25 protein-coding genes are annotated in these 26,191 nt (G+C 74.3%); 14 read left to right on the top strand and 11 right to left on the bottom strand.

What is annotated here, in order from left to right; translation table 11 throughout:
• Positions 1–1,221: a type III polyketide synthase gene (locus H9657_RS19545; protein ID WP_318241295.1), complete on the bottom strand. Its 1,221-nt coding sequence runs from the start codon at positions 1,219–1,221 to the stop codon at positions 1–3.
• On the opposite strand from H9657_RS19545, the gene H9657_RS04855 reads away from it, so the two are divergent.
• The 7 genes from H9657_RS04855 (at position 1,132) to H9657_RS04885 (ending at position 8,891) form a co-directional block, all read left to right on the top strand.
• Positions 1,132–2,019 (top strand): UbiA family prenyltransferase, encoded by an 888-nt coding sequence (locus tag H9657_RS04855; protein ID WP_318241296.1) that lies wholly within the window; start codon positions 1,132–1,134, stop codon positions 2,017–2,019. The two genes, H9657_RS19545 and H9657_RS04855, sit on opposite strands and share 90 nt — an antisense overlap.
• A 287-nt stretch (positions 2,020–2,306) precedes the next feature.
• Positions 2,307–4,175, top strand: a complete 1,869-nt coding sequence (locus H9657_RS04860; protein WP_191780928.1) for an acetolactate synthase large subunit — start codon at positions 2,307–2,309, stop codon at positions 4,173–4,175.
• Positions 4,176–4,191: 16 nt separating this feature from the next.
• Positions 4,192–4,716, top strand: a complete 525-nt coding sequence (gene ilvN / locus H9657_RS04865) for an acetolactate synthase small subunit (protein WP_191780930.1) — start codon at positions 4,192–4,194, stop codon at positions 4,714–4,716.
• Positions 4,717–4,788: 72 nt separating this feature from the next.
• Positions 4,789–5,817 carry a ketol-acid reductoisomerase gene (ilvC, locus tag H9657_RS04870; RefSeq protein WP_191780932.1) on the top strand — a complete coding sequence of 343 codons (1,029 nt, stop codon included), beginning with the start codon at positions 4,789–4,791 and terminating at the stop codon, positions 5,815–5,817.
• A gap of 169 nt (positions 5,818–5,986) precedes the next feature.
• Positions 5,987–6,535 (top strand): ASCH domain-containing protein, encoded by a 549-nt coding sequence (locus H9657_RS04875; protein WP_191780934.1) that lies wholly within the window; start codon positions 5,987–5,989, stop codon positions 6,533–6,535.
• 53 nt (positions 6,536–6,588) lie between these two features.
• Complete coding sequence (locus H9657_RS04880) at positions 6,589–7,653, top strand: 3-isopropylmalate dehydrogenase (protein WP_191780936.1); 1,065 nt, start codon at positions 6,589–6,591, stop codon at positions 7,651–7,653.
• 131 nt (positions 7,654–7,784) lie between these two features.
• Complete coding sequence (locus H9657_RS04885) at positions 7,785–8,891, top strand: branched-chain amino acid aminotransferase (protein ID WP_191780938.1); 1,107 nt, start codon at positions 7,785–7,787, stop codon at positions 8,889–8,891.
• 79 nt (positions 8,892–8,970) lie between these two features.
• Here the strand turns inward: H9657_RS04885 and H9657_RS04890 are convergent, their stop codons facing one another.
• Positions 8,971–9,534: a hypothetical protein gene (locus H9657_RS04890; RefSeq protein WP_191780940.1), complete on the bottom strand. Its 564-nt coding sequence runs from the start codon at positions 9,532–9,534 to the stop codon at positions 8,971–8,973.
• Between the two features lie 402 nt (positions 9,535–9,936).
• On the opposite strand from H9657_RS04890, the gene cimA reads away from it, so the two are divergent.
• From cimA to H9657_RS04905, 3 genes are all read left to right on the top strand, one after another.
• A complete protein-coding gene (cimA, locus tag H9657_RS04895) occupies positions 9,937–11,586 on the top strand; it encodes a citramalate synthase (RefSeq protein ID WP_191780942.1) in 1,650 nt (549 codons plus the stop codon).
• A 96-nt stretch (positions 11,587–11,682) separates the two neighbouring features.
• Positions 11,683–12,585 carry a hypothetical protein gene (locus tag H9657_RS04900; RefSeq protein WP_191780944.1) on the top strand — a complete coding sequence of 301 codons (903 nt, stop codon included), beginning with the start codon at positions 11,683–11,685 and terminating at the stop codon, positions 12,583–12,585.
• A 30-nt stretch (positions 12,586–12,615) separates the two neighbouring features.
• A complete protein-coding gene (locus tag H9657_RS04905; RefSeq protein WP_191780946.1) occupies positions 12,616–13,692 on the top strand; it encodes a lipoate--protein ligase family protein in 1,077 nt (358 codons plus the stop codon).
• 30 nt (positions 13,693–13,722) lie between these two features.
• Here the strand turns inward: H9657_RS04905 and H9657_RS04910 are convergent, their stop codons facing one another.
• The 3 genes from H9657_RS04910 to H9657_RS04920 are packed head-to-tail and all read right to left on the bottom strand — an operon-like array spanning position 13,723 to position 15,283.
• Complete coding sequence (locus H9657_RS04910) at positions 13,723–14,076, bottom strand: DUF202 domain-containing protein (protein ID WP_191780948.1); 354 nt, start codon at positions 14,074–14,076, stop codon at positions 13,723–13,725.
• Positions 14,073–14,483, bottom strand: coding sequence for a YidH family protein (locus H9657_RS04915; RefSeq protein ID WP_191780950.1), 411 nt, complete (start codon positions 14,481–14,483; stop codon positions 14,073–14,075). The genes H9657_RS04910 and H9657_RS04915 overlap by 4 nt, the downstream gene beginning before the upstream one ends.
• 41 nt (positions 14,484–14,524) lie before the next feature.
• Positions 14,525–15,283, bottom strand: coding sequence for a YggS family pyridoxal phosphate-dependent enzyme (locus H9657_RS04920; protein WP_191780952.1), 759 nt, complete (start codon positions 15,281–15,283; stop codon positions 14,525–14,527).
• Between the two features lie 113 nt (positions 15,284–15,396).
• Between H9657_RS04920 and H9657_RS04925 the strand changes: the two genes are divergently transcribed.
• Both H9657_RS04925 and H9657_RS04930 read left to right on the top strand, forming a co-directional pair.
• The gene (locus tag H9657_RS04925; RefSeq protein ID WP_191780954.1) at positions 15,397–15,948 is read left to right on the top strand and encodes a YqgE/AlgH family protein; all 552 of its coding nucleotides are present in this window, start codon (positions 15,397–15,399) and stop codon (positions 15,946–15,948) included.
• A gap of 59 nt (positions 15,949–16,007) precedes the next feature.
• The gene (locus H9657_RS04930) at positions 16,008–16,406 is read left to right on the top strand and encodes a YccF domain-containing protein (protein ID WP_191780956.1); all 399 of its coding nucleotides are present in this window, start codon (positions 16,008–16,010) and stop codon (positions 16,404–16,406) included.
• Between the two features lie 21 nt (positions 16,407–16,427).
• On the opposite strand, the gene ybaK is transcribed toward H9657_RS04930, so the two are convergent.
• The 5 genes from ybaK to mgtE all read right to left on the bottom strand — a co-directional run bounded on the left by ybaK (position 16,428) and on the right by mgtE (position 22,611).
• Positions 16,428–16,928, bottom strand: coding sequence for a Cys-tRNA(Pro) deacylase (ybaK, locus tag H9657_RS04935; protein WP_191780958.1), 501 nt, complete (start codon positions 16,926–16,928; stop codon positions 16,428–16,430).
• A 17-nt stretch (positions 16,929–16,945) separates the two neighbouring features.
• The gene (locus tag H9657_RS04940) at positions 16,946–17,551 is read right to left on the bottom strand and encodes a VIT1/CCC1 transporter family protein (RefSeq protein ID WP_191780960.1); all 606 of its coding nucleotides are present in this window, start codon (positions 17,549–17,551) and stop codon (positions 16,946–16,948) included.
• 226 nt (positions 17,552–17,777) lie between these two features.
• Entirely contained in the window at positions 17,778–20,378 is a 2,601-nt protein-coding gene (locus H9657_RS04945) for a DEAD/DEAH box helicase (RefSeq protein ID WP_191780962.1), read from the bottom strand.
• A 65-nt stretch (positions 20,379–20,443) separates the two neighbouring features.
• The gene (locus H9657_RS04950) at positions 20,444–21,259 is read right to left on the bottom strand and encodes a phosphotransferase (protein WP_191780964.1); all 816 of its coding nucleotides are present in this window, start codon (positions 21,257–21,259) and stop codon (positions 20,444–20,446) included.
• A 20-nt stretch (positions 21,260–21,279) separates the two neighbouring features.
• Complete coding sequence (gene mgtE / locus H9657_RS04955) at positions 21,280–22,611, bottom strand: magnesium transporter (RefSeq protein WP_191780966.1); 1,332 nt, start codon at positions 22,609–22,611, stop codon at positions 21,280–21,282.
• 156 nt (positions 22,612–22,767) lie between these two features.
• Here mgtE and H9657_RS04960 point away from each other — a divergent pair, with 156 nt between their 5' ends.
• Together H9657_RS04960 and rnhA are read left to right on the top strand one after the other, a co-directional pair.
• The gene (locus H9657_RS04960) at positions 22,768–24,474 is read left to right on the top strand and encodes an AMP-binding protein (protein WP_191781306.1); all 1,707 of its coding nucleotides are present in this window, start codon (positions 22,768–22,770) and stop codon (positions 24,472–24,474) included.
• Between the two features lie 76 nt (positions 24,475–24,550).
• Entirely contained in the window at positions 24,551–25,006 is a 456-nt protein-coding gene (gene rnhA / locus H9657_RS04965; protein ID WP_263598872.1) for a ribonuclease HI, read from the top strand.
• A gap of 37 nt (positions 25,007–25,043) precedes the next feature.
• On the opposite strand, the gene H9657_RS04970 is transcribed toward rnhA, so the two are convergent.
• Positions 25,044–26,189, bottom strand: a complete 1,146-nt coding sequence (locus H9657_RS04970; protein WP_191781310.1) for a Gfo/Idh/MocA family protein — start codon at positions 26,187–26,189, stop codon at positions 25,044–25,046.
• Positions 26,190–26,191 lie beyond the last annotated feature (2 nt).

The following is a 26,191-nucleotide window of genomic DNA, read 5'->3' on the forward strand; positions in this document are numbered from 1 at the left end:
TCAGCCTGCCGTGGACCACCGCAGGAGCACCACCTCTGCGGTCACCCCGGGCCCGAACGCGAGCAGGACACCGGGCGTGCCGTCGGGCACGCCGGCGCGCTGCGTGCGGTCCAGCACGTCCAGGACGGAGGCCGACGAGAGGTTGCCGACCGCGGACAGCGACGCCCGGCTGACGTCGAGGGCACCGTCCGGCAGGGACAGCGCCTCCTCGACGGCGTCGAGGATCCGCGGCCCTCCGGCGTGCACGACCCAGCGACCCACGTCCCCCGTCTTGAGGCCGTGCGCCGCAAGGAGCCCCTCCACGTCCGGCGCGAGCCCGGCGCGCACGACGTCGGGCAGCCGGGCCGACAGGACGATGCGGAACCCGGAGGCGCCGATCCGCCAGCCGAGGTCGCCCTCGGTGCCGGGGTACAGCCTGCTGCGGCTCGCCACGACGCGCGGGCCCGTCGCGCCGGCCGCGGCGGGGTGGGCGTCACCGACGACGACGGCGACCGCGGCACCGTCGCCGAACAGGCCGTTGGCCACCAGCGCGGCGGGGTCCGCGTCGCCGTGCTGCAGCGTGAGCGAGCACAGCTCGAGGCACACGAGCAGCGCGGTGTCCTGCGGGTGGCCCGTCAGGTAGTCGTGCACGCGGGCGAGGCCGGCGGCGCCACCGCCGCACCCCAGGCCGAACGAGGGCAGCCGCGTGACGTCGTCGCGCAGCCCGAGCAGACCGACGAGCGCGGCGTCGACCGAGGGCGCCCCGATGCCGGTCACGGACGTGAACAGCACGAAGTCGACGTCCTGCGGGTCGACCCCGGCCCGGTCCAGGGCGTCGCGCGCCGCCCGTGCCGCGAGGTCGGTGCCGATGGCGAGGTACAGGTCGTTCGCGTGCCCGAAGTCCCGGACGCCCGCGTACTCGTCGGGCGCGAGCGCGAGGTGCCGGGTCGTCACGCCGCTGCTGCGGTGCACGCGTCGCAGCAGCGCTCCGCGGCGGTCGTCCGCGCCCGCGACGATCGGGGCGACGATGTCCGTGATGGCACGCTGGTCACGCGGGGGGCCGGGGAGGGCCGGTGCGACGGCGAGCACGCGTGACATCCCGAAAGCGTGGCACGCACGGCCCGTGTCGGCACGGGGGACTACGGTCGGACCGTGCCCGACGCCCCGACCGGTCCCGCGCGCCGCGCTCCCGCGGTCCGGGGCGCACGGACGCGTGCGGCGGCGCTGGTGCGCGCGTGCCACCCCGGGCCGACGGTCGTCGTGACGGTGCTGTGCACGGCGCTCGCGCTGGCGCTCGACGCGCCGGCCGGCACGGTGCTGCTCGTGCTGGGCGTCGTGCTGGCGGGCCAGCTCTCGATCGGGTGGTCGAACGACTGGCTGGACGCCGCGCGCGACCAGGCCGTGGGCCGGGCCGACAAGCCGGTCGTGGCCGGCGCGGTGACGCCGCCGGAGCTGCGGACCGCGGCCCTGCTCGCGCTGGGGGCGAGCGTGCTGCTGTCGGTACCGACGGGCGCGGCCGCGCTGCTCGCCCACGCCACGGCGGTGGTGATGGGGTGGGCCTACAACCTGGGGCTGAAGAGCACGGCCGCGTCGTGGCTGCCGTACGCGGTCGCCTTCGCGCTGTTCCCCGCGTTCGTCGTGCTCGCGAGGCCGGACGACGCGGTCCCGGCCGGCTGGCTGCTGGCCGTCGGCGCGTTGCTCGGCGTCGGTGCCCACCTCGCGAACGTCCTGCCCGACCTGAAGGACGACGCCGCGACGGGCGTCCGCGGCCTGCCCCACCGGTGGGGCAGGCGGGTGACGGGCGTGCTCGCACCGGCCGTGCTCGCCGCGGCCGTGGTCGTCGCCGTGGCGGGGCCGCCCGGGCCGCCCGGTGCCGCGTCGGTCGTCGTCGGGGTGGTGGCCGTCGGGGTGGCGCTCGCCGCCGGCACGGCGGGGCTGCTGCGGGAGCGCAGCAGGTGGCCCTTCGGGCTGGCGATGGTCGTGGCGGCGCTCTGCGTGGTGGCGCTGCTCGCGGGCGGCGCGCGCGGCGCGGCCGTGTGACCGCAGCCGCCGTCCGGGTCGTGGACTCGTGAACCACGATGCGAGACGACCCGATGGTCGCGTGACATCCCTCGGTCCCGGGCGTAGGGTGACGGCGTGCAGATGATCCTCGTAGTACTTCCTGAGCGCGCCGGCTGACGCCACCCGCCCAGGTCGCACGTCGCGCGCGCTCGCCCCTCGTCCAACCCGGTGCCCGGGTCGAGGGGCTTTTTCGTGCCCGACGTCCGTCCGGCGCGGCCCCCTCGCACCGGACGACCACACCCGCACTCGACCCGCAGGAGACGACCATGGTCCAGGGTCCCCATCCCGCACCCCCCCGCAGCCCCGTGCGCCCCGTGCGCCCGGCAGCGGACGGGCTGCCCCGCCCCGCCGAGTCGCCGGCCGACGCGCCGCGACGCATCGGGCCCGAGAAGGTCACGGGCGCGCAGTCGATCGTCCGCTCGCTCGAGGAGGCGGGCGTCGAGGTCGTCTTCGGCATCCCGGGTGGCGCGATCCTGCCCACCTACGACCCCCTCATGGACTCGACCCGGGTCCGGCACATCCTCGTGCGGCACGAGCAGGGTGGCGGGCACGCGGCGGCCGGCTACGCGTACTCCTCGGGCAAGGTCGGCGTCACGATGGCGACGTCCGGGCCGGGTGCGACCAACCTGGTGACCGCCATCGCCGACGCCAACATGGACTCGGTGCCCATGGTCGCGATCACCGGCCAGGTCGGCGCGTCGCTGATCGGCACGGACGCGTTCCAGGAGGCCGACATCGTCGGCATCACGCTGCCGGTCACCAAGCACAACTACCTGGTGACCGACGCGGACGACATCCCGCGCACGATCGCCGAGGCGTTCCACATCGCCTCGACAGGCCGCCCGGGTCCCGTCCTGGTCGACATCGCGAAGTCCGCGATGCAGGCGCAGACCACGTTCTCCTGGCCGCAGGACATCGCGCTGCCCGGCTACCACCCGGTCACCAAGCCGCACGCCAAGCAGATCCGTGAGGCCGCGCGCCTGCTCGCGACGGCCCGCCGGCCGGTGCTGTACGTGGGCGGCGGCGTGGTGCGTGCGGGGGCCTCCGAGCTCCTGCGTCGTCTCACCGACGCCTCGGGCGCGCCCGTCGTCACGACGCTCATGGCCCGCGGTGCGCTGCCGGACTCGCACCCGCAGAACCTCGGCATGCCCGGCATGCACGGGACCGTCGCGGCGGTCGCCGCGCTGCAGAAGGCCGACCTCGTCATCGCGCTCGGCGCGCGGTTCGACGACCGCGTGACGGGCCTGCTGTCGTCGTTCGCGCCGCTGGCGACCGTGGTGCACGCCGACATCGACCCGGCGGAGATCGGCAAGAACAAGCGCACCGACGTGCCGATCGTCGGGGACCTGCGCGAGGTCATCGCCGACCTGCTGCCCGAGCTCGAGCGCGAGCACGGCCAGCACGGCCTGCCCGACCTCGAGGCGTGGTGGCAGCAGCTCGACGCCTGGCGCGAGACGTTCCCCCTGGGCTTCGACGAGCCGTCGGACGGCCACCTGGCGCCCCAGCACGTGATCTCGCGCATCGGGGACATCTCCGGTCCGGAGTCGATCTTCGTGGCGGGCGTCGGGCAGCACCAGATGTGGGCCGCGCAGTTCATCAAGTACGAGCGGCCCGGCGCCTGGATCAACTCCGGCGGCCTGGGGACGATGGGCTTCTCGGTGCCCGCGGCGATGGGCGCGAAGGTCGGCGACCCGAGCCGCACGGTGTGGTCCATCGACGGTGACGGCTGCTTCCAGATGACCAACCAGGAGCTCGCCACCTGCACCATCAACGAGATCCCGATCAAGGTCGCGGTCATCAACAACAGCTCGCTCGGCATGGTCCGGCAGTGGCAGACGCTGTTCTACGAGTCGCGCTACTCCAACACCGACCTGCACACGGGTCACGGCACGGCGCGCGTCCCCGACTTCGTCAAGCTGGCCGACGCGTACGGCGCGGTGGGCCTGCGGTGCGAGACCAAGGCGGACGTCGACGCGACGATCAAGCGCGCGATGGAGATCGACGACCAGCCCGTCGTCGTCGACTTCACGGTGTCGCGCGACGCCATGGTGTGGCCGATGGTCGCCGCCGGCGTCAGCAACGACGCCATCCAGTACGCGCGCGGCATCAGCCCCGCGTGGGACCGCGAGGACTGAGGAAGGTAGCCGAGCCATGACCCGCCACACCCTGTCCGTCCTCGTCGAGAACAAGCCCGGCGTGCTCACGCGAGTCGCCGGCCTGTTCGCCCGGCGGTCCTTCAACATCCACTCCCTGGCGGTCGGCCCGACCGAGCACGACGAGATCAGCCGCATCACGGTCGTCGTCGACGTCGACGCGCTGCCGCTGGAGCAGGTGACCAAGCAGCTCAACAAGCTGGTCAACGTCATCAAGATCGTCGAGCTCGAGGACGCCGCGTCGGTCCAGCGCGAGCTGCTGCTCGTCAAGGTCAAGGCCGACGTCGCGCAGCGCACCCACGTCCTCGAGGTCGTCCAGCTGTTCCGCGCGCACGTCGTCGACGTCGTGCCGGACACCGTCGTCATCGAGGCGACGGGCGGCCCCGGCAAGCTCGACGCGCTGCTCGCGGCCCTGGAGCCGTTCGGCATCCGTGAGATCGTGCAGTCCGGCACCGTCGCCATCGGCCGCGGCTCGCGGTCGATCACCGACCGCGCGCTCGAGCGCGTGAGCCGCTCCGCGTGACCCTGCGTCCCACCCGTTCCCCCCGCACCACCTCCGTACGCACGACCGAAGACACAACCGAGGAGATCCACCGTGGCTGAGCTGTTCTACGACGACGACGCCGACCTGTCCGTCATCCAGTCCAAGAAGGTCGCCGTCATCGGCTACGGCAGCCAGGGGCACGCGCACGCGCTGAACCTGCGCGACTCCGGGGTCGACGTCACCGTCGGTCTGCGCGAGGGCTCGTCCTCGCAGGCCAAGGCCGAGAACGAGGGCCTGAAGGTCGCGACCGTCACCGAGGCCGTCGCCGGCGCGGACGTCGTCGTCATCCTGGCGCCCGACCAGGTCCAGCGGATCATCTACCGCGACGAGATCGAGCCGAACCTCAAGGACGGCGCGGCGCTCGTCTTCGGCCACGGCTTCAACATCCGCTACGGCTACATCAAGCCGGCCGCGGACCACGACGTCCTCATGGTCGCGCCCAAGGGCCCGGGGCACCTCGTGCGCCGCGAGTACGTCGACGGGCGCGGCGTGCCGGTCATCGTCGCGGTCGAGCAGGACGCGTCGGGCACGGCGTGGGAGCTCGCGCTCTCGTACGCCAAGGCCATCGGCGGCCTGCGCGCCGCGGGCATCAAGACGACGTTCACCGAGGAGACCGAGACCGACCTGTTCGGTGAGCAGGCCGTCCTGTGCGGTGGCGTCTCGCAGCTCATCCAGTACGGGTTCGAGACCCTGACCGAGGCCGGCTACCAGCCCGAGGTCGCGTACTTCGAGGTGCTGCACGAGCTCAAGCTCATCGTCGACCTCATCTGGGAGGGCGGCATCACCAAGCAGCGCTGGTCGGTCTCCGACACCGCTGAGTACGGCGACTACGTCTCGGGCCCGCGCATCATCACGCCCGAGGTCAAGGCCAACATGCAGGCCGTCCTCAAGGACATCCAGAACGGTGCGTTCGCGGAGCGCTTCATCGCCGACCAGGACGCCGGCGCGCCGGAGTTCGACGAGCTGCGCACCAAGGGCCAGAACCACCCGATCGAGCCGGTCGGCCGCGAGCTGCGCAAGCTGTTCGCGTGGGTCAAGCCGTCCGACACGGACTACCAGGAGGGCTCGGCCGCGCGCTGACCCACCTGCCCGAAGGAAGGTCGCGAGAGAGCGATCCGGTCGCACCGGATCGCTCTCTCGCGCCCCTGCCGGGGTGGGGCGGGGTGCGGTGACGCAGGGTGTGGGGGAGGATCGCCGCGCGGCCCCGTCCGACGGGGTGGACGATCGCGCACGACGACGAGGGGTGACCATGACCGAGCAGCCGACGGTGGACGCCGGGACCGGTACGCAGGACACGCGGATCGCGGACTTCTGGGACGCCGCTCGCGGTCACCTGGGCTGGGGCAAGCTCGACACCGTGCTGGGGGAGTCGGTCGACGGTGCCGTGCCGCCGCCCGCCTGGTCGTTCGGTGACGACGCGCGCCTCGCGGACGAGCTGCTGGCGCTGGTCCTCGACGGCCGCAAGACGGCGACGGCGACCGCGCTCGTGGAGTTCACGTCGGGCGACGAGCCGCTGCCGCGCGTGGGCGGCGTCTCGATCGTGCTGGACTCGTCCGGCGACCCCCGCGCGCTGCTGCGCACGACCGAGGTCGAGGTCGTGCCGTTCGACCGGGTGGACGCGGCGCACGCCGCCGCCGAGGGCGAGGACGACGGGACGCTGGAGTCCTGGCGGCGCGAGCACGAGGTGTACTGGCGGCGCGTGCTGGGGGACGAGGGGTTCTCGCCGACCATGGACGTGGTCGTCGAGCGCTTCGAGCTCGTGTACCCGACGCAGGGGCCGACGCCGCCCGTCGACTGATCGGATCGTGAGACGCTCGTTCCGAGGCGTGGACACGGGTCTAGGCTGTCCCCATGGCTGACGCGACCTCCCCCTCTTCTCTGAACCTGGCCGTCGTGGCCGGCGACGGCATCGGCACGGAGGTCGTCGAGCAGGGTCTCCTCGTGCTCGAGCAGGCGCTGCACGGCACGGGCACCACCGTGCGCACGACGGACTTCGACCTCGGCGCACGCCGCTGGCACGCCACGGGCGAGACGCTCACGGACGAGGACCTCGCCGCGATCCGCGTGCACGACGCGATCCTCCTCGGCGCCATCGGCGACCCGGGGGTGCCCTCCGGCGTGCTCGAGCGCGGGCTGCTGCTCAAGCTGCGCTTCGCGCTCGACCACTACGTGAACCTGCGCCCCGGCAAGCTCTTCCCCGGCGTGACGAGCCCGCTCGCGGCCCCCGGAGACGTCGACTTCGTGGTCGTGCGGGAGGGCACCGAGGGTCCGTACGTCGGCAACGGCGGCGCCATCCGCGTCGGCACCCCGCACGAGGTGGCCAACGAGGTCAGCGTCAACACCGCCTTCGGCGTGGAGCGCGTCGTGCGCGACGCCTTCGCCCGCGCCGCGGCGCGCCCCCGTCGCAAGCTCACGCTCGTGCACAAGCACAACGTGCTGGTCCACGCGGGCCACCTGTGGCGCCGCACGGTCGAGGCCGTCAACGCCGAGTTCCCGGACGTCACGGTGGACTACCTGCACGTCGACGCCGCGACCATCTTCCTCGTGACGAACCCGTCGCGCTTCGACGTGATCGTCACCGACAACCTCTTCGGTGACATCCTCACCGACCTGGCGGCGGCCATCACGGGCGGTATCGGCCTCGCGGCGTCGGCGAACATCAACCCGGACCGCACGGCGCCGAGCATGTTCGAGCCCGTGCACGGCTCCGCGCCCGACATCGCGGGCCAGGGCAAGGCCGACCCCACCGCGACGGTGCTGTCGGTCGCCATGCTGCTCGACCACGTCGGGCTGCCGGACGCGGCCCGCGCGGTGGAGGAGGCCGTCGCGGCCGACCTCGCCGAGCGCGGCTCCGCCGAGCGAGTACGGTCGACGGCCGAGGTGGGCAAGGACCTCGCCGCCCGCGTCGCCGGCTGAGCCCCTTCGCGGGGGCACGCCGACGACGACGCGCACGGCACGTCCGTCGGTCCGCAGGCGCGCGCCTGCACCTGTCCACCCGGCCGTCCGCACCGGTACCGTCGACGTCGACCCTGGTGAAAGGCCTCCTGATGAGCACCGTGACGACCCCCACGTCCCCGACCTTCGAGATCCACCTCAGCGACACCCCCGCCTCCACCGCCGAGCGCGAGGCGGCCCTGGCCGCACCGCGGTTCGGTGTCGCCTTCACCGACCACATGGCGCGCATCTCCTGGTCGCAGGACGCCGGTTGGACCCACCGCCGGGTCGAGAAGTACGGCCCCCTCCAGCTCGACCCCGCGACCGCCGTCCTGCACTACGGGCAGGAGGTCTTCGAGGGGCTCAAGGCGTACCGGTACCCGGACGGCTCGGTGTGGTCGTTCCGACCGGAGGCCAACGCGGCACGCTTCGCGCGCTCGGCGTACCGGCTCGCGCTGCCCGAGCTCCCCGAGGCGGACTTCCTCGGAGCGATCAAGGCCCTCGTGGAGGTCGACAGCGCCTGGATCCCGCCGGGGGACGAGACCAGCCTGTACCTGCGTCCGTTCATGTACGCCTCGGAGCCGTTCCTGGGGGTGCGGCCGTCGCTCGAGGCCGAGTTCCTCGTCATCGCCTCGCCCGTGGGCCCGTACTTCGCCGGCGGGGTCAAGCCGGTGTCGATCTGGGTGTCGCGCGAGTACGCGCGCGCCGGGAGCGGCGGCACGGGCGCCGCGAAGTGCGGCGGCAACTACGCCGCGAGCCTCCTGCCGCAGCAGCAGGCCCATGCCCAGGGCTTCGACCAGGTGTGCTTCCTCGACGCCCGGACGGGCACGCAGCTCGAGGAGCTGGGCGGCATGAACATCGTCGTCGTGCACGCCGACGGGTCCGTGGTGACCCCGCCGCTGTCCGGCACGATCCTCGAGGGCGTCACGCGCGCGTCGATCCTCACGCTGCTCGAGGAGGCGGGCCACGAGGTCTCGGAGCGCCCCGTGCTGCTCGAGGACCTGCGCGCCGGTCTCGCGGACGGCAGCGTCACGGAGGTGTTCGCGTGCGGCACCGCGGCCGTCATGACGCCCATCGGCCGGCTCGCGAGCGACGACTTCGACCTCGTCGTGGGCGACGGGACGGCCGGGCCCGTGACCACGCGCATCCGTGCGCAGCTCACCGACATCCAGTACGGGCGCGCGTCCGACCCGCACGGGTGGATGCACCGCCTGGTCTGAGCGGCGGACCGACGACGAGGGGCGGGCACCTGTACGGGTGCCCGCCCCTCGTCGTCCGGGAGCGTCGTCCAGGTGCGTGTCAGACGGCGACGCGCCGCACGGTCCAGCCGAGCACGCCGGTCAGCAGCGACCACACCGCGATGCCGATGAGCAGGTTGACGATGCCGGTCGCGATCGCCGACCCGGCCTCGTCGGTCCACGTCAGCGGGAGCAGGGTCGCCACGACCGTCGCGAGCCCCAGGATCCAGCCGAAGAAGGCGCGGGGGCGCGGTGTCGTCAGGACCAGCAGCTGCAGCAGCGCGGCGGCGGCCACGGCGACGAGGATGCCCCCGAGGATGTACGCGCCCATCGCCGAACCGGTGCCGAACGGGTCGCGCAGCACGAGCTCGATCCGCAGGATCCTCTCGAGGACGATGACGCCGACGACGCCCACGAGGGCCGCGACGAAGGCGGTGGCGGCGGCGCCGGCCCAGAACCGGCCCGTCTCGACGGTGAGACGGGTCTCGGTGCGCGGCGGCGCCGTGGACGCGGGGGCGACCGCGGGCGCCGACGCGGGCACGGTCGGGGGTGCGGCGGTCGGGGGGACCGCCTCGTACCTGCGGGTCGGCTCGTCCTGCGGCCGGCCGGAGGTGGGGATCGACATCGTCGGCTCCTGTCTCGCACGGGACGTCGGGTCGCGCGCACGCGTGACGTCAGCGCACACGGTAGCGACCGGGTGCCCGTTCGGCACCGGTTGGTCCCCGATGCCCGGTCCGCGTCGGGCAGGAACCACTCGTCCGCATGATGGACGGGGTGCCGTGCGCGGCCGCGTTGTGCCACCATCGCCGTGTGACCCGCTTCACGCTCATCATCGTGTAGCGCGTCGGCCGACCAGCCGACGCGCAGACCTCCCGTACCCCGGGGGGTCTTTTTGTTGGTCCAGACGTCCGTGGGCACCACCCCCGCCCGCACGACACGTCGACGAGGCACCGGCACCACCCCCGCCGGACGCGCACCCCCTGCCGCCCCGCCGACGCACGCCCGCACCGCCCCGAGGAGCCCCTCCGTGACACAGTCCACGGCACCCACGTCGACCGCGCCCACCGCGTCGTCGCCGTTCCACGTCTACGACACCACGCTGCGTGACGGCGCCCAGCAGGAGGGCATCAACCTGTCGGTCGCCGACAAGCTGACGATCGCGCCGATGCTCGACGAGCTGGGCGTGGGGTTCATCGAGGGCGGCTGGCCGGGCGCCGTGCCCAAGGACACGGAGTTCTTCAGGCGCGCGGCGAAGGAGCTGGACCTGCGCAACGCGGAGCTGGCCGCCTTCGGCGCCACGCGCAAGGTCGGCGTGCGTGCGGCCGACGACCCGCAGGTCCGGGCGCTCCTGGACTCCGAGGCGCCCGTCGTGACGCTCGTCGCCAAGTTCGACGTGCGGCACGTCGAACGTGCGCTGCGCACCACCCCGGACGAGGGCCTGGCGATGATCGCGGACACCGTGACGCTCCTGCGGCAGGAGGGCCGGCGCGTGTTCGTCGACGCCGAGCACTTCTTCGACGGGTACCGGTACGACGCCGCCTTCGCGCGCAGCGCCGTGCTCACCGCGTTCGGGGCCGGTGCCGAGGTCGTCGCGCTGTGCGACACCAACGGCGGCATGCTGCCGGACTGGGTGCGGGAGATCGTGCAGGAGGTCCGCGCGGCCGCCGGCCCCGACGCGCTGCTGGGCATGCACGCCCACAACGACTCCGGGTGCGCGGTCGCCAACACCCTCGCCGCCGTCGACGCGGGCTGCATGCACGTGCAGGGCACCGTCAACGGGTACGGCGAGCGCACGGGCAACGCCGACCTGCTCTCGGTCGTCGCGAACCTCGAGCTCAAGCTCGGCCGGCAGGTGCTCGCGCGGCACGCGGACGCGCCGGGCGGCCTGCCCGAGCTGACCCGCATCGCGCACGCGATCAGCGAGCTCACGAACATCTCGCCGTTCGCGCGCCAGCCGTACGTGGGTGCGAGCGCGTTCGCGCACAAGGCGGGCCTGCACGCGTCGGCGATCAAGGTCGACCCCGACCTCTACCAGCACGCGGACCCCGAGCTCGTCGGCAACGACATGCGCATGCTCGTCTCCGACATGGCGGGCCGCGCCTCGATCGAGCTCAAGGGCCGTCAGCTCGGCATCGACCTCGCGGAGCACCCGGACGTCCTGTCGCGCGTGATGCACCGCATCAAGGACGCCGAGGCCGGCGGCTACACCTACGAGGCGGCGGACGCGTCGTTCGAGCTCGTGCTGGTCGAGGAGCTCGAGGGTGCGCGCCCGGCGTACTTCAGGGTCGAGTCGTGGCGCGCGATCGTCGAGCGCAACGGCGGCCGCGGGACGCCCGCGACGGCCGAGGCGACGGTCAAGCTGCACGCGGGCGGCGAGCGCATCGTCACCACCGGCGAGGGCAACGGACCCGTCAACGCGCTGGACCACGCGCTGCGGACGGCGCTCGGACGCGTGTACCCCGAGCTCGCGGAGTTCGAGCTCATCGACTTCAAGGTGCGCATCCTCGACCAGATGCAGGGGACCGACGCGGTGACCCGCGTGCTCATCGAGAGCACCGACGGCCAGACGTCGTGGAGCACGGTCGGCGTGGGTCCCAACCTCATCGAGGCCTCGTGGGAGGCCCTGACCGACTCCGCCATCTGGGGCCTGCGCCACCACGGGGTCGCGCCACGCTGACGGGGGCACGTCCCGCGGGTCGTCGCGCAGGGGGCGCGCGCACGACCTAGCCTCGGGGATGCACCCGAGGCCCGACCGACGGAAGGGAGTCCCCGCGTGTCCGGCACCGCCCCCGAGCCGTTCGACGCGTCCAGGACGCCCGTCGGCCCGCCCACGCCCGACGACGACCGCGACGGCCTGCCTCCGGCGCGTCCGCGCAGCCGGTGGTGGCTCGTCGCCGTCGTGGTCGCCGTGCTCGCGGCGGTGCTCGTGTGGCGCCCGTGGGACGCCGGCGACCCCGTCCCCGTGCCCACGCCCACGCCGACGCCGACGCCCGAGGTCACGGCGACGCCCGAGCCCTCGCGGACGCCGACGGCGAGCGCGGTGCCGGCACCCGGGGCCGACGCCATCTTCGACCAGGCGACGGCGGGCAGCCTGTTCGCGACGAGCGCGGACCTCGAGCGGGACGTCCCCGGGGCGGCGGCCGGCGTGTCGCGCGGGCTGGAGCCCGGGAGCCGGCCGTGGGGGCTGCCGGAGGGGGCGAGCATCGACCCCGCGGCCTGCACCACGGCCGTGACGGTCGTGTCGGTGCCGCCCTCGGTCCACGACGCGACCTCCTGGGTCAACGACGAGCTGACGTTCGAGCAGGACGTCGTGGTGCTGCTCGACCCGGCGGCGGCGCGCGCAGCGTTCCGCGCGCTGGTCACGACGGTGGACGAGTGCCCGCGCTACACGCAGGACGTGCCCGGCGCCGAGAGCACGCGGTGGACGGCGGAGCCCGCGCTCGAGGGCCAGGGCGTCTTCCCCGCGATCGTGCACGACCTGACGGCGCAGGTCGACGACGACACCTACCAGCAGACGACCGGCCACGTCCTGGTCGGCAACGCCATCCTCACGTGGACCGCGACCGCGCTCGACGCGAGCGACCGCCAGGACGCCCGCGCCGTGCTGGGCGATCCTGCCCAGCTCAGCAAGATGGTGGAACGGCGGGCTCTCGCCGCTGTGCGCGGTCTGCCCTGACACCTCGGTGTCGACGCCTAGGCTGACGGCGTGCATGGTGAGTACAAGGTCCCCGGTGGCAAGCTCGTGGTGGTCGACCTGGAGGTCGGTGACGGACGCCTGCGGGACGTGAGCCTGTCGGGCGACTTCTTCCTCGAGCCCGACGACGCGCTGGAGGTGCTGTCGCGCGCGCTGGACGGCGTGCCGGCCGACGCGGGGGTCACGCAGCTCGTCGGCGTGCTGGAGGACGGTCTGCGGCTCGCGGTCGACCAGGGCCGCATCGCCGGGCCCGTCACGATGGTCGGGTTCGACGTCCGCGCGGTCGCGCTCGCCGTCCGCCGCGCCCTGGGGCTGTCCACCGCGTGGGCGGACCACGAGTTCGCGCTCCTGGACACCGGCCCCCTGCCCCCGGCGATGCACGTCGCGCTCGACCAGGTGCTCACCGAGGAGCTCGACGCGGGGCGCCGCGGCCCCACCGTGCGGTTCTGGGAGTGGGACGAGCCCGCCGTCGTCATCGGCTCGTTCCAGTCCCTGCGCAACGAGGTGGACCTCGAGGCGGCGGCGCGGTACGGCGTCACGGTCGTGCGGCGCATCTCCGGCGGCGGGGCGATGTTCATGGAGGCGGGCAACTGCATCACGTTCTCGCTGGTGGTGCCGGGGTCGCTGGTCGACGGCATGTCGTTCGAGGAGTCGTACGCGTTCCTCAACGCCTGGGTCCTCGGGGCGCTCGCCGACGTGGGCGTGACGGCCACGACGACGGGGCTCAACGACATCTCGTCCGCCGCCGGCAAGCTCGCGGGGTCCGCGCAGAAGCGCCTCGCGCACGGGGCGGTGCTGCACCACGTGACCATGGCGTACGACATCGACGCCGACAAGATGACGCAGGTGCTGCGCATCGGCCGCGAGAAGCTCTCCGACAAGGGCACCCGCTCCGCGAACAAGCGGGTCGACCCCGTGCGCTCGCAGACGCGGCTTCCCCGCGAGCAGGTGGTCGAGGCCTTCGTGGCGCACTTCCGGTCCCGCTACCGGACGGTCGACGACGTGCTGCGCCCGGCCGAGCTGGAGCGCGCGCGCGAGCTCATGGCGACCCGGTTCACCGACCCGGCGTGGACCGCGCGCGTGCCGTGACCAGGCGGCCCGGGCGGCGGGACGGTCCGGTCACCCGTGCCAGGTCAGCACGACGACGAGCGCGGCGCCACCCAGGAGCACGAGGGCCGCGGCGCACGCCGTGACCAGGCGACCGCCCGGGTCGCGGCCGACGGTCCGCTGCGCAGCCGTGTCCAGGTGCGACCGCTGCCGTCCGTGCACGCCCGTCCGGCGCCGGCGTGCGGCGCGCAGCAGCACCACGGCGATGACGGTGCCGGCGGCGGTGACGGCCCACGCCACGACCCCCCAGGTCTCGACGAGCAGGCGCCCGGCCGCCACCGAGCCGCCGACAAGGCCGAGCGCCGTGCGGCGCCACGCCAGGGCGGTGCGCTCGGCGGCGAGCGACGGGTGCGCCGGCGCGGTCACGCGCGCAGCAGACCGAGCAGGACCAGCACACCGGCCACGCCGACGCCGCCGACGAGCAGGCCGAAGCCGACGGGAGCGGGCAGGGGGTCACTGCGCCGCATCGCCCGCTCGGCCCGCGACCACCCCCACCACGCGACCGCGGGCGCGAGGGTCCCGAGCGCGATGAGCACGACCGCCGCGGCGAGCCGCAGCGCGGGCTCCACGGGCAGGTCGAGGGCCTCGAGGGCCACCCCGCCGGCGAGCAGCGCGAGACCCGTGCGCGCCCACGCGAGGAAGGTGCGCTCGTTCGCGAGCGAGAAGCGCGCGTCGGGCTCGGTACCGACGCCGTACACCCAGCGCGGGAAGCGCCGGTCGGGTGTGCGCTCATCGGGTGCGCGCCCCTCGGGCACGGGTCGCTCGTGGTCCATGCGCCCATCCTCCTCACCCGTCGGCCCGGTCACCGCCGCGGTCACCCGGCCGCAGGAGCGGCGGGGGCCGGGCGTGACCCGAAGACGGCGGTACCGACCCGGACGACCGTCGCACCCTCCGCGACCGCCATCTCGAGGTCGCCGCTCATCCCCATCGACAGCCCGTGCGCGTCGCCCGTGCCCGGTGCGCCGGACCGCACGACCTCGTCGCGCACGTCCCGCAGGCGCGCGAACCCGGCGCGCACCACGCGCTCGTCGGTGCTGCGCGCACCCACGGTCATGAACCCGGCGAGTCGGAGCCCGGGCAGTGCCGCGACGCGTGCCGCGAGGTCCGCGGCTGCGGCAGGTTCGGCGCCGTGCTTGGTGGCCTCGCCCGACACGTTCACCTGGACCCAGACGTCGAGCGGCACGTCGCGCTCCCGCACCCGGTCGGACAGGCGCCGCGCCAGCGCGTCGTCCGCGACCGACTCGACCGCCGACGCCCACCGCAGCGCCGCGTTGACCTTGTTGGACTGCAGCGGCCCGATGACGTGCCACGTCGGCGAGAGGTCGACCAGCGCGGGCGCCTTCGCGACGAGCTCCTGGACCCGGTTCTCGCCCAGCAGCACCGGCGGCGCGGTCGATCCGGCGTCGCGCGCGGCCGCGTCGGCCAGCAGCGCGGCGCGCACGGTGGCGACGTCCATCGTCTTGGAGGCGAGCAGGACCTGGACCTCGTCGGCACCACGCCCCGCCGCGGTGCACGCCGTGGCGACCCGGTCACGCACCTGCGCCAGACGGCGCGCCACGTCCTCGCTGCTCACGAAGCCTGACCGTACCCGCCCGCGCGGCGTGCCCCCGCGCCGGGCGGGCGAAACGCGTGCGCCGGAGGCCGTCCCTGTGGCGCACGTGTGTCGCCGGGTCGCATGCTGGCGGGATGGAGGGGTGCACGGGACGGCTGCTCGTCGCGACACCGGGGCTGCAGGACGGCAGCTTCCGGCGCTCGGTCGTGCTCGTCCTCGAGCACACCGAGGAGGGCGCGCTGGGGGTCGTCCTCGACCGGCCGCTCGACGTCGACGCGAGCGCCGTGCTGCCGCAGTGGCAGGACCACCTGAGCGCACCCGGCCGGCTCTTCCAGGGCGGCCCCGTGGCGCGCGACACGGCCCTCGCGCTCGCCGACCTGCCCGACGCGGACGCGCCGCCCGGCGTCCGGCACCTGTCGCCGCGGCTCGGGGTCGTCGACCTCGAGGCGCCGCCCGCGCTCGTGGTCGACGCCGTCCGGGCGCTGCGCGTCTTCATCGGGTACGCCGGGTGGTCCGCGGGGCAGCTGGACCACGAGATCGAGGTGGGCGGCTGGTTCGTCGTCGACGCCGAGCCGGGGGACGTGTTCAGCGCCGACCCGCGCGGCCTGTGGCGGCGCGTGCTGCGCCGTCAGCCCGGCGACCTGGCGCTGCTGTCGACGGCGCCGGACGACGCGTCGCTCAACTGAGGGTCGGGTCCGGGGGATCCCCGATGTCGTCCCGCGCGCCGCCGTGGGACCGTGGACCCGTGAAGACCCTGCTGAACGTCATCTGGCTCGTGTTCGCCGGTGCGTGGCTCGCCCTGGGCTACGTGGCCGCCGGTGTCGTCTGCTGCGTGCTCATCGTGACGATCCCGTTCGGCATCGCGTCGTTCCGGATCGCGAGCTACGTGCTGTGGCCGTTCGGGCGCACGATCGTCGAGAAGCCGACCGCCGGCGCCCTGTCCACGATCGGCAACGTCATCTGGGTGCTGGTCGCCGGCATCTGGCTCGCGATCGGGCACGTCGCCACAGCGATCCCGCTGTTCGTCTCGATCATCGGCATCCCGATGGGCATCGCGAACCTCAAGCTCATCCCGGTGTCGCTCGTGCCGCTGGGCAAGCAGATCGTGCCGACCGACAGCCCGTTCGCGGCGTACGGGCACTGACCTGCGCGCGGGTGGTGCGGCTCAGTCCCGCGCGACGTCCGCCACCACCGCGTCGGTGAGGCGCACGAGGTCGTCGGGCGCGAGCTCGACGTCCAGCCCGCGCCGCCCGCCGGACACGAGCACGGTGTCGAAGAGCCACACGGTCTCGTCCACCACGGTGCGCAGCGTCGTGCGCTGGCCCAGCGGCGAGATGCCGCCCAGGACGTAGCCGGTGGCGCGCTCGGCGGCGTGCGGATCCGCCATCGCGGCCCGCTTGCCCCCGACCGCCGCGGCGAGCGCCTTGAGGTCGAGCCGGCCCGTCACGGGCACGACGGCCACGGTCAGGACGCCGTCGACCTCGGCGACGAGGGTCTTGAACACCTGCTCGGGCGGCACACCCAGCACGTGCGCGGCCTCCAGGCCGTAGCCGAGGTCGCTCGCGGGGTCGTGCTCGTAGGTGCGGGGCGTGTGCGGCACGCCGGCCTCCGCGAGCGCGACGAGGGCGGGGGTGCCGCTGCTGGTGCGTGCGTCCTTCCTGGCCACCCGCCCAGGGTAGGACGTCAGAGCGCGACGCCGACCAGCGCGCCGATGCCGTAGGTGACGGCCATCGCGAGCGAGCCGCCCAGGACGTTGCGCAGGACCGAGCGGCCGTGCGACGCACCCGTGAAGCGCGCCGACGCCGAGCCGGTCAGGACGAGCGCGACGAGCACCGCCGCGAACGTCGCGGGGACCCGCGCGGCCGTGGGCCACGGGGCCAGCACGACCAGCAGGGGGATCAGCGCGCCCGCCGTGAACGCCAGCATGGACGCCAGCGCGGCCTGCCACGGGTTGGTGAAGTCCTCGTCGGCGTCGGTGATCGGCCGGCCGGCCGCGGCGGCGACGCGCTCGGCGTCCCGCTGGCTGGAGACCGACACGTACTCGCCCGACGCCATGGACAGGGCACCGGCGAGCAGCGCGGCGCCGCCGGCCAGGGCGACCGTCGACGTGGACGCGGCCGCGCCTGCGACACCGACGACGGTCGCGCCGACGGACACGATGCCGTCGTTGGCGCCGAGGACCCCGGCGCGCAGCCGGTTGAGGCCCGCGTTCGACGCCGCGGACGCGCGTCCCGGCGTGCGGCGCAGCAGCGCCCCGAGCCCGACGATGCGGTCGCTGGTCGTGGTCATAGGCCACCGTAGGCACCCGCGCGCGGTCCTGTCACCGCAGGAAAGGCTGGCCTGACCTGCGACGACGCAGGTGTGCCTACCCTGAGCCGCGCCCCGGCGGGTGCCCCCACCGAGGGGACCGGATCGCTCTCTCGCGCCTGAGGGGGGTGACTGGATTGCTCTCTCGCGCCTGAGGGGGCTGCGCTCTTGTGCGTGAGAGAGCGATCCGGTCAGCCGGGGTCTCGGGTCACAGGGGGCCGACGTCGAGGATGCGCAGGCGGACCTCGCCGGCCTCGTCCGACGCCGCGAGGTCCACGAGGGCGTCGATGCGCCAGTCGTGGTCGCCCGCCGGGTCGTCGAGGACCTGCCGGACGTGCCAGGTGCCGGCCGCGGGCCCGTGCGCGTCGGCGGCCGTCCCGGGCGTCACCTGGAACAGGGCGGGCCCGCGCGCGGCGGCGCCGGTGCCCATGTCGTCGTGGTCGTCGAAGTACGGCTCGACCGCGTCGGCCCAGCGGTCGGCGGTCCACGGCTCACCCTCGGCGTCCACGTCGCCCAGCGCCGCCAGGGCTCCCCAGCGCTCGCGCGCGACGAGCTCGACGCGCCGGAACATCGCGCCGCGCACGAGCGCGCGGAAGACGCGCGGGTCGGCCGTGACGGGCGGCGGGGGAGCGTCCTCGCCGGGCACGTCGGCGTCGTCCTCGAGGGCGGCCGTCGGGTCGGACAGCCGCTCCCACTCGTCGAGCAGGCTCGAGTCGGTGCGCCGCACGAGGTCGCCCAGCCACGCGATGAGCTCCTCGAGCTCCTCGGTGCGGCGGTCCTCGGGGACCGTGCGGCGCAGGGCGCGGTACGCGTCGGCGAGGTAGCGCAGCAGGACGCCCTCGGTGCGGTCCAGGGAGTAGAGCTGCACGTACTCGGCGAACGTCGCGGCACGCTCGTGCATCTCGCGCACCACGGACTTGGGCGACAGCGTGAGGTCCGCGACCCACGGGTTGGTGCGGCGGTACGTCGCGAACGTGGCCTCGAGCAGCTCGCTCAGCGGACGCGGGTACGTGACGCCCTCGAGCAGCGCCATGCGCTCGTCGTACTCCAGCCCCTCGGACTTCATGCGGGCCACGGCCTCGCCGCGGGCCTTGTTCTCCTGGGCCGCGAGCACCTGGCGCGGGTCGTCGAGCGTGGCCTCGATGACCGAGACGACGTCGTGCGCGTAACCGGGGTCCTGGGGGTCCAGCAGGTCGAGCGCCGCGTACGCGAACGGCGAGAGGGCCTGGTCGAGCGCGAAGTTGAACGGCAGGTCGGCGACGAGCTGCACGGTCCGGCGTCGGCCGCCCAGCGCCGACGGGTCGTCGACCCACGGGCGCTCCACGACGCCGCCCGCGCGCAGGGACCGGTACACGTCGACGGCACGCCGCACGTGGCGCGCGCGCGCGCGCGCGGGCTCGTGGTTGTCGGTCAGCAGGTGCGTCATGACCGCCACGGGGTCCGCGCGGCCGTCGCGGCCGCGCTGCAGGACGTGCAGCACCATCGCGTGCGACACCTGGAAGCTCGACGTGAGCGGCTCCGGCGGGGCGTCCCGCAGGCGCTCGAACGTCTTGTCCGTCCAGTTGACGTGGCCCGACGGCGCCTGCTTGCGGACGATCTTCTTCTGCTTCTTCGGGTCGTCGCCGGCCTTGGCGAGCGCCTTGCGGTTCTCGATGACGTGGTCGGGCGCCTGCACGACGACCTCGCCGACGGTGTCGTAGCCGGCGCGTCCGGCGCGGCCCGCGATCTGGTGGAACTCGCGCGCGCTCAGGTGCCGCATGCGGACCCCGTCGTACTTGACGAGGCTCGTCAGGACCACCGTGCGGATCGGCACGTTGATGCCGACGCCCAGGGTGTCGGTGCCGCAGACGACCGGCAGCAGCCCGCGCTGCGTGAGGCGCTCCACGACGCGGCGGTACTTGGGCAGCATGCCCGCGTGGTGCACGCCGACGCCGTGCCGCAGCAGGCGCGAGAGCGTCTTGCCGAACCCGGGACCGAACCGGAACCCGCCCAGCTCCGCGGCGATCGCGTCGCGCTGCTCGCGGCTGGCCAGGGGCGTCGAGAGCAGCGACTGCGCGCGTTCGACGGCCTCCTTCTGCGTGAAGTGCACGACGTACACCGGTGCGCGGCGGGTGCTGACGAGCTCGTCGAGCAGCTCGTGCAGCGGCTCGACCGAGTACGTGAACGTCAGCGGCACGGGCCGCTCGGTGTTCGCGACGACGGCCACGTCACGGCCCGTGCGGCGCGCGAGGTCCTCGACGAAGAACGACACGTCGCCGAGCGTGGCCGACATCAGCAGGAACTGCGTGCGCGTCAGCTCGAGCAGCGGCACCTGCCACGCCCACCCGCGCTGGGGGTCGGCGTAGTAGTGGAACTCGTCCATGACGACGAGGCCGACGTCGGCGTCGGGGCCCTCGCGCAGCGCCTGGTTGGCCAAGATCTCGGACGTGCAGCAGACGATCGGGGCGTCGGAGTTGATCGCCGAGTCGCCCGTCACCATGCCGACGTTGGCCGAGCCGAAGACGTCGACGAGCGCGAAGAACTTCTCGCTGACCAGCGCCTTGATCGGCGCGGTGTAGTACGAGCGGCGGCCCTGCGCCATCGCCACGGCGTGCGCGGCGACGCCTGCGAGGGACTTGCCGGAGCCCGTGGGCGTGGACAGGATCACGTGGGCGCCGGTGAGGAGCTCGAGCAGCGCCTCCTCCTGGTGCGGATAGAGCGTCAGGCCCTGGTCCGCCGCCCACGAGGAGAAGACCTCGTACAGCGCGTCGGGGTCGTGCGCGGCGTCCCCTGTCGGCAGGCGGTCGGTCAGGTTCGCAGCGTCGGGCACCGGGCGATCCTCCCACGTGGTGCCGGGGCGGCCGCGGCCCGGCCGTCGGGCCGGAGGCCGTCAGGTCAGGTGGCGTCCCAGAGCAGCCGGTAGTACGTGACGCGCTCGTCGTCCGGTGTCACGCCGTACCCGGCGTACACGTGGTCCTCGTAGCCCGGGCCGTAGTTCCACACCGTGCTCCAGGTCGCGACCGCGAGGTCCGCCCAGCGGTCCGCGACGCCGAGGCGGCCCAGGTCGACGTGCGCGGACCAGCGCCCGTCGGTGCCGACGAGGGTGTTCGGTGCGCACGCGTCGCCGTGGCACACGACGAGCTGGTCCAGGGGCGGCGGGTCGAGCAGCCGGGCACGGGCGTCGGCCGCCGTGAGCTCACGGTGCTCGGGCGACCACGCGGCCGGGGTGTCACCGGCGTCGAGGTGCTCCAGCGCGGTCGCCAGCCGTGCGTCGAGCGACCAGTCGAAGGGGCACTCGCCGACCGGCAGGGCGTCGTGCAGGGCGCGCAGGCCCGCCCCGATCGCGGCGGCGGCCTCGGCGGGGCGGTCCACCCACGGCGGCACGACGGCGCTGCGTCCCGGCAGCGCGGCCGTCACGAGCCACGTCCCCTCCTCGTCGGCGCCGCCGTCGAGGACCTCCGGGACGGGCGTAAACGGGCGCGCCCACAGCAGCCGAGCGGCCTCGCCGGGCAGGTCGATCTCGGGGACGTCCGCGGGGGCCCACTTGACGTAGCGGGAGGTGCCGAGCCGGAAGGTGCGGCCACCCAGGCTGTTGACCCACACCGGCTCCAGCGGCACACCGGCGGCGAGGTCGGCCACCGCCGCCGGGACGGGGACCGGCCCCTCGGGCAGGCCTCGGATCTCACGGGGCGCGGGGGTCTCGGGCGGCACGGGCCGATCCTGCCACCCGCTCAGATCCCGAGCACCGCCTTGGCGATCGAGAAGTAGACGATCAGGCCGGTCGTGTCGACGAAGGTCGAGATGAACGGTGCGGACACGATGGCCGGGTCGATGCCGACCCGCTTGGCGAGCAGCGGGACGCTGGACCCGACCGTCGTGGCGAGCGTGCACACGGCCACGACGGTGAGCGCGAGAACCAGGCCGATCGCGGGCCCGGCCACGAGCATCGCCGGGCCCACGCCCACGGTCGCCAGCGTGAGGCCCAGCAGGAGACCCGTGACCATCTCGCGGCCGACGACGCGCGCGACGTCGCCCGTGCGCACGTCGCCCACGGCGCTCGCGCGAACCACCGTCGTCGCGGCCTGGGAGCCGGCGTTGCCGCCCGTGCCGATGAGCAGGGGCACGAACAGGGCCAGGGCGACGACCTGCGCGAGCTCGTCCTCGTAGTAGGACTGCACGCCGACGGTCAGCGAGGCCGCGACGATGAGCATGAGCAGCCACACGACGCGCGACCGCACCAGGCCGAGCACGGAGACCGACAGGTACGGCCGGCGCAGCGGCTCGGTGCCACCGGTGCGGGCGGAGTCCTCGTCGTCCTCGGCCTCGAGCACGCGCATGGCGTCGTCCACGGTGAGCACGCCCACGAGGCGGTCCTCGGCGTCCACGACGGGCACGCCGACGAAGCCGCCGTCGCGCAGGACGTTCGCGGCGTGCTCGGCGTCGTCGGTGGCGCGGACCGTCGTGGCGGGTGACATGACGGCGTCGACCGGTGCAGCCGGGTCGGTCAGCACGAGCCGGCGCAGCGACACGACGCCGCGCACGCGCCGCCCGTCGGCGACCACGGGGACGACGTAGACGGTCTCGGCGTCGTCGCCCGCGGCGCGCACCAGGTCGATGGTCGCGCCGACCGTGGTGCCGACGGGGACGGCGACGACCTCGGGCGACATGCGCCGCCCGGCGCTGTCCTCGGGGTAGCCGAGCAGGGCCGTCGTCGCGGCGTGCTCGTCCGGGGGCAGGGCCGCCAGCAGGCGCCGTGCGAGGCCGGCGGGGACCTCGTCGAGCAGCGCGGCACGGTCGTCGGGGTCGAGCGCGGCGAAGATCGACGCGACGTGGCCGTGCAGCGACGCGACGAGCTCGCCCTGCAGCGACGGGTCGAGGTCCTCGAAGACCTCGACGGCACGGTCCTTGGCGAGCAGGCGGAAGGCCACGGCGCGGTCGGTGGCCCCGAGCCGGCCCAGCTCGTGGACGACCTCCGGCACGTCGAGGGTGGCCATGCGTGCGCGCAGGTCCCGCAGCGCGGGCGAGCCCTCCGCGGTCGCCGTGGCGTCGGTGTGGTCCGGCATGCCGCCTCCTCACGTCGTGCGCGGGACGGTGCCGACCGGGTCGGCGCCACCGTCCCGGCGGTCGGCCCTGGCAGCGTACGCGGGGCGTGGGGAGGGGTCGCCCCTAGGACGTACGGACCAGTAACCTACGGTCACGTAGGTTACGCTGGCGTAGTGATGCTCCCCGTGCCTGCCGATCTTCCCGCCGCCTGGCCGCAGGGCGTGCCTCGCGACATCGAGATCCCGGACGAGCCGCTCACCGCCACCCTCGACCGGGCGGTGCGCGACCACCCGGACCGTGTCGCCGTCGACTTCCTGGGCCGGCCCACCACCTACCGCGAGCTCGGTGCGCGCGTCGAGCGCGGCACCCGCGTCCTGCGCGACCTGGGCGTGCGCGCGGGCGACCGCGTGGCGCTGGTCATGCCGAACTGCACGTCGCACGTCGTCGCGTTCTGGTCGGTCCTGCGCCTCGGCGCGGTCGTCGTCGAGCACAACCCGACGTACACCGCCGACGAGCTCGCGCACCAGCTGGCCGACTCCGGCGCGACCGTCGCGATCGTCTGGGAGCAGACCGTCCCGCGCGTGCTGGAGGCCCGCGACCGCACCGACCTGCGGCACGTGGTGGCCGTCGACCTGTCCGCCGACCTGCCGCGCACGTCGCGCTGGGCGCTGCGGCTGCCCGTGGCCAAGGCGCGTGCGACGCGCGCGGCGATGCGCGGACCGGTGCCCGCCGGCGTGCCGCACTGGCACCGCCTCCTCGACGCGGCCGAGCCCCTGCGGCCGTCGGACGCACCCGAGGCGTCGGACGTCGCGCTCCTGCAGTACACCGGCGGCACCACGGGCACCCCGAAGGCCGCCGTGCTGACCCACCGCAACCTCGTCGCCAACGCGCTCCAGGGCCAGACGTGGACGCAGCACCGGTCCGGCACCGAGGTCGTCTACGGCGTCCTGCCGTTCTTCCATGCGTTCGGCCTGACGCTGTGCCTCACCTACTCGGTGCGGATCGCCGCGACGCTCGTCGTGCTGCCGTCGTTCGACCCCGCGCGCGTGCTCGCCGCGCAGCGCCGCCGGCCCGGCACGTTCCTGCCTGCCGTGCCGCCCATGCTCGACCGTCTCGCCGTCGCCGCGGAGGAGGCCGGGGCGGACCTCACGTCGTTCCGCTACTCGATCAGCGGCGCGATGGCCCTGCCGCGGGCGACCGCCGAGCGCTGGGAGCGGGTCACCGGCGGGATCGTCTCCGAGGGCTACGGCATGACCGAGACCTCGCCCGTCGCGCTCGGCAACCCGCTGAGCCCCGACCGGCGGCCCGGTTCGCTCGGACTGCCCTTCCCCTCGACCCGCATCCGCGTGGTCGACCAGGAGGACCCCTCGCGCGACGTGCCGACGGGGGAGCAGGGCGAGCTGCTCATCTCCGGGCCGCAGGTGTTCCAGGGCTACTGGAAGCGGCCGGAGGAGACGGCGCACCAGCTGCTCGACGGCGGCTGGCTGCGCACCGGCGACGTGGTCCGCGTGGACGAGGACGGCATGGTCGTCCTGGTCGACCGGATGAAGGAGATGATCGTCACCGGCGGCTTCAAGGTGTACCCGTCGCAGGTCGAGGACCACCTGCGCGGCATGCCGGGCGTGTTCGACGTCGCCGTCGTGGGCGAGCCCGCCGGCGACATGGGCGAGCACGTCGTGGCCGCCGTCGTCCTGCAGGAGGACGGGTCCGGTGCCGGCATCGACCTGGCGGCAGTGCGCGAGTGGTGCGAGACGCGCCTCGCGCGGTACGCGCTGCCCCGCCGGGTCGTCGTGCTCAAGGACCTGCCGCGCTCGCAGGTCGGCAAGGTGCTGCGCCGGGTCGTGCGCGAGCAGGTGCTCGAGAAGTCCGCCAAGAAGTCCTGACCCGCCTGCGCCCCGCCGCGCGCGACGAGCCGGTGACGGACCGAAGTACCGTGTCCGCGTGAGCGAGACCGACGACATGCCCCCCGTGGAGATGTGGACCGACGGCGCCTGCAAGGGCAACCCCGGCGTCGGGGGGTGGGGTGCCTGGATGCGCTTCGGCGACCAGGAGAAGGAGCTGTGGGGCGGTGAGGCCGTCACCACCAACAACCGCATGGAGCTGTCGGCCGTCATCGAGGGGCTGCGCGCGCTGCGCCGGCCCTGCCGCGTGACGCTGCACGTGGACTCGACGTACGTCATGAACGGGCTCACCAAGTGGCTGCCGAACTGGAAGCGCAACGGCTGGCGCACGGGGGAGAAGAAGCCCGTGAAGAACAAGGAGCTCTGGCAGGCGCTCGAGGCCGAGGTCGAGCGGCACCACGTGACGTGGGTCTGGGTGAAGGGCCACGCCGGTGACCCGGGCAACGAGCGCGCCGACGCGCTGGCCAACCGCGGCGTCGACGACGTGCGCGCGGGGGCGGGCGCCGGTCGCTGACCGGTCGACGCCCGCCCCCGCGGCCGTCAGGGTCGCGTCACGTCGCGACGGGCGTCCACCGCGAGTCGTCGGCCGCCGAGCGCTCGACCGCGTCGAGCACCTGCTGGACCTGCAGCCCGTCGGCGAACGTCGGGGCCGGGTGCGTGCCGGCCGCGATGCCCTCGACCAGGTCGACGACCTGGTGCGTGAACGCGTGCTCGTAGCCCAGCCCGTGGCCGGTGGGCCACCAGCTGCCCGTGTACGGGTGCTCGGGCTCCGTGACGTAGACGCGGCGGAAGCCCTGCAGGTCCGCGGGGTCGTGCGCGTCGTAGACGTGCAGGACGTTCATGTCCTCGAAGTCGAACGCGAGCGACCCGTCGGTGCCGTTGATCTCGACGCGGATCGCGTTGCGGCGGCCGAGCGCGAACCGGGTGGCCTCGAACAGCGCGAGCCCGCCGCCCGAGAGGCGCGACGTGAACACCGCCGCGTCGTCGACGGTCACGGGCCCGGTCGCCCCGCCCGCGTCCCCGACGCCCGACAGGCCGCCGAACGACGACGCCACGGGGCGCTCCTCGACGAACGTCGCGAGCTGCGCCGACACGCCCGTCAGGTGCTCGCCGGTGATGTGCTGCACGAGGTCGATGACGTGCGCACCGATGTCGCCGAGCGACCCCGACCCGGCCACGGCCTTGTCGAGCCGCCACGACAGCGGCGTCGCCGGGTCCGACAGCCAGTCCTGCAGGTACAGGCCGCGCGCGTGCCGCACGGTCCCGATGCGCCCCTCGGCCACGAGCCGGCGCGCGAGCGCGATCGCGGGGACGCGGCGGTAGGAGTAGCCGACCATCGCGACCTGGTCGGGCGCGGCCTCGGCGGCCGCGACCATCGCGCGGGCCTCCGCCACGGAGTTGGCGAGCGGCTTCTCGCACAGCACGTGCTTGCCGGCCTGCAGCGCCGCGATCGCGATCTCGGCGTGCGTGTCGCCCGGCGTGCAGATGTCGACCAGATCGACGTCGTCGCGGTCGAGCAGCTCGCGCCAGTCGGTCGTCGACGACCGCCAGCCCAGCCGGTCCGCCGCCGCGGCCGTGCGCTGCGCGTCGCGCCCCGCGACGACCGCGAGGTCGGGACGCAGCGGCAGGTCGAAGAAGCGGGGCGCGGTCTGCCAGGCGTGCGAGTGGGCCAGGCCCATGAACGCGTGGCCGATCATGC

This window comes from Cellulomonas avistercoris (genome assembly GCF_014836445.1).
Lineage (GTDB): Bacteria > Actinomycetota > Actinomycetes > Actinomycetales > Cellulomonadaceae > Cellulomonas > Cellulomonas avistercoris.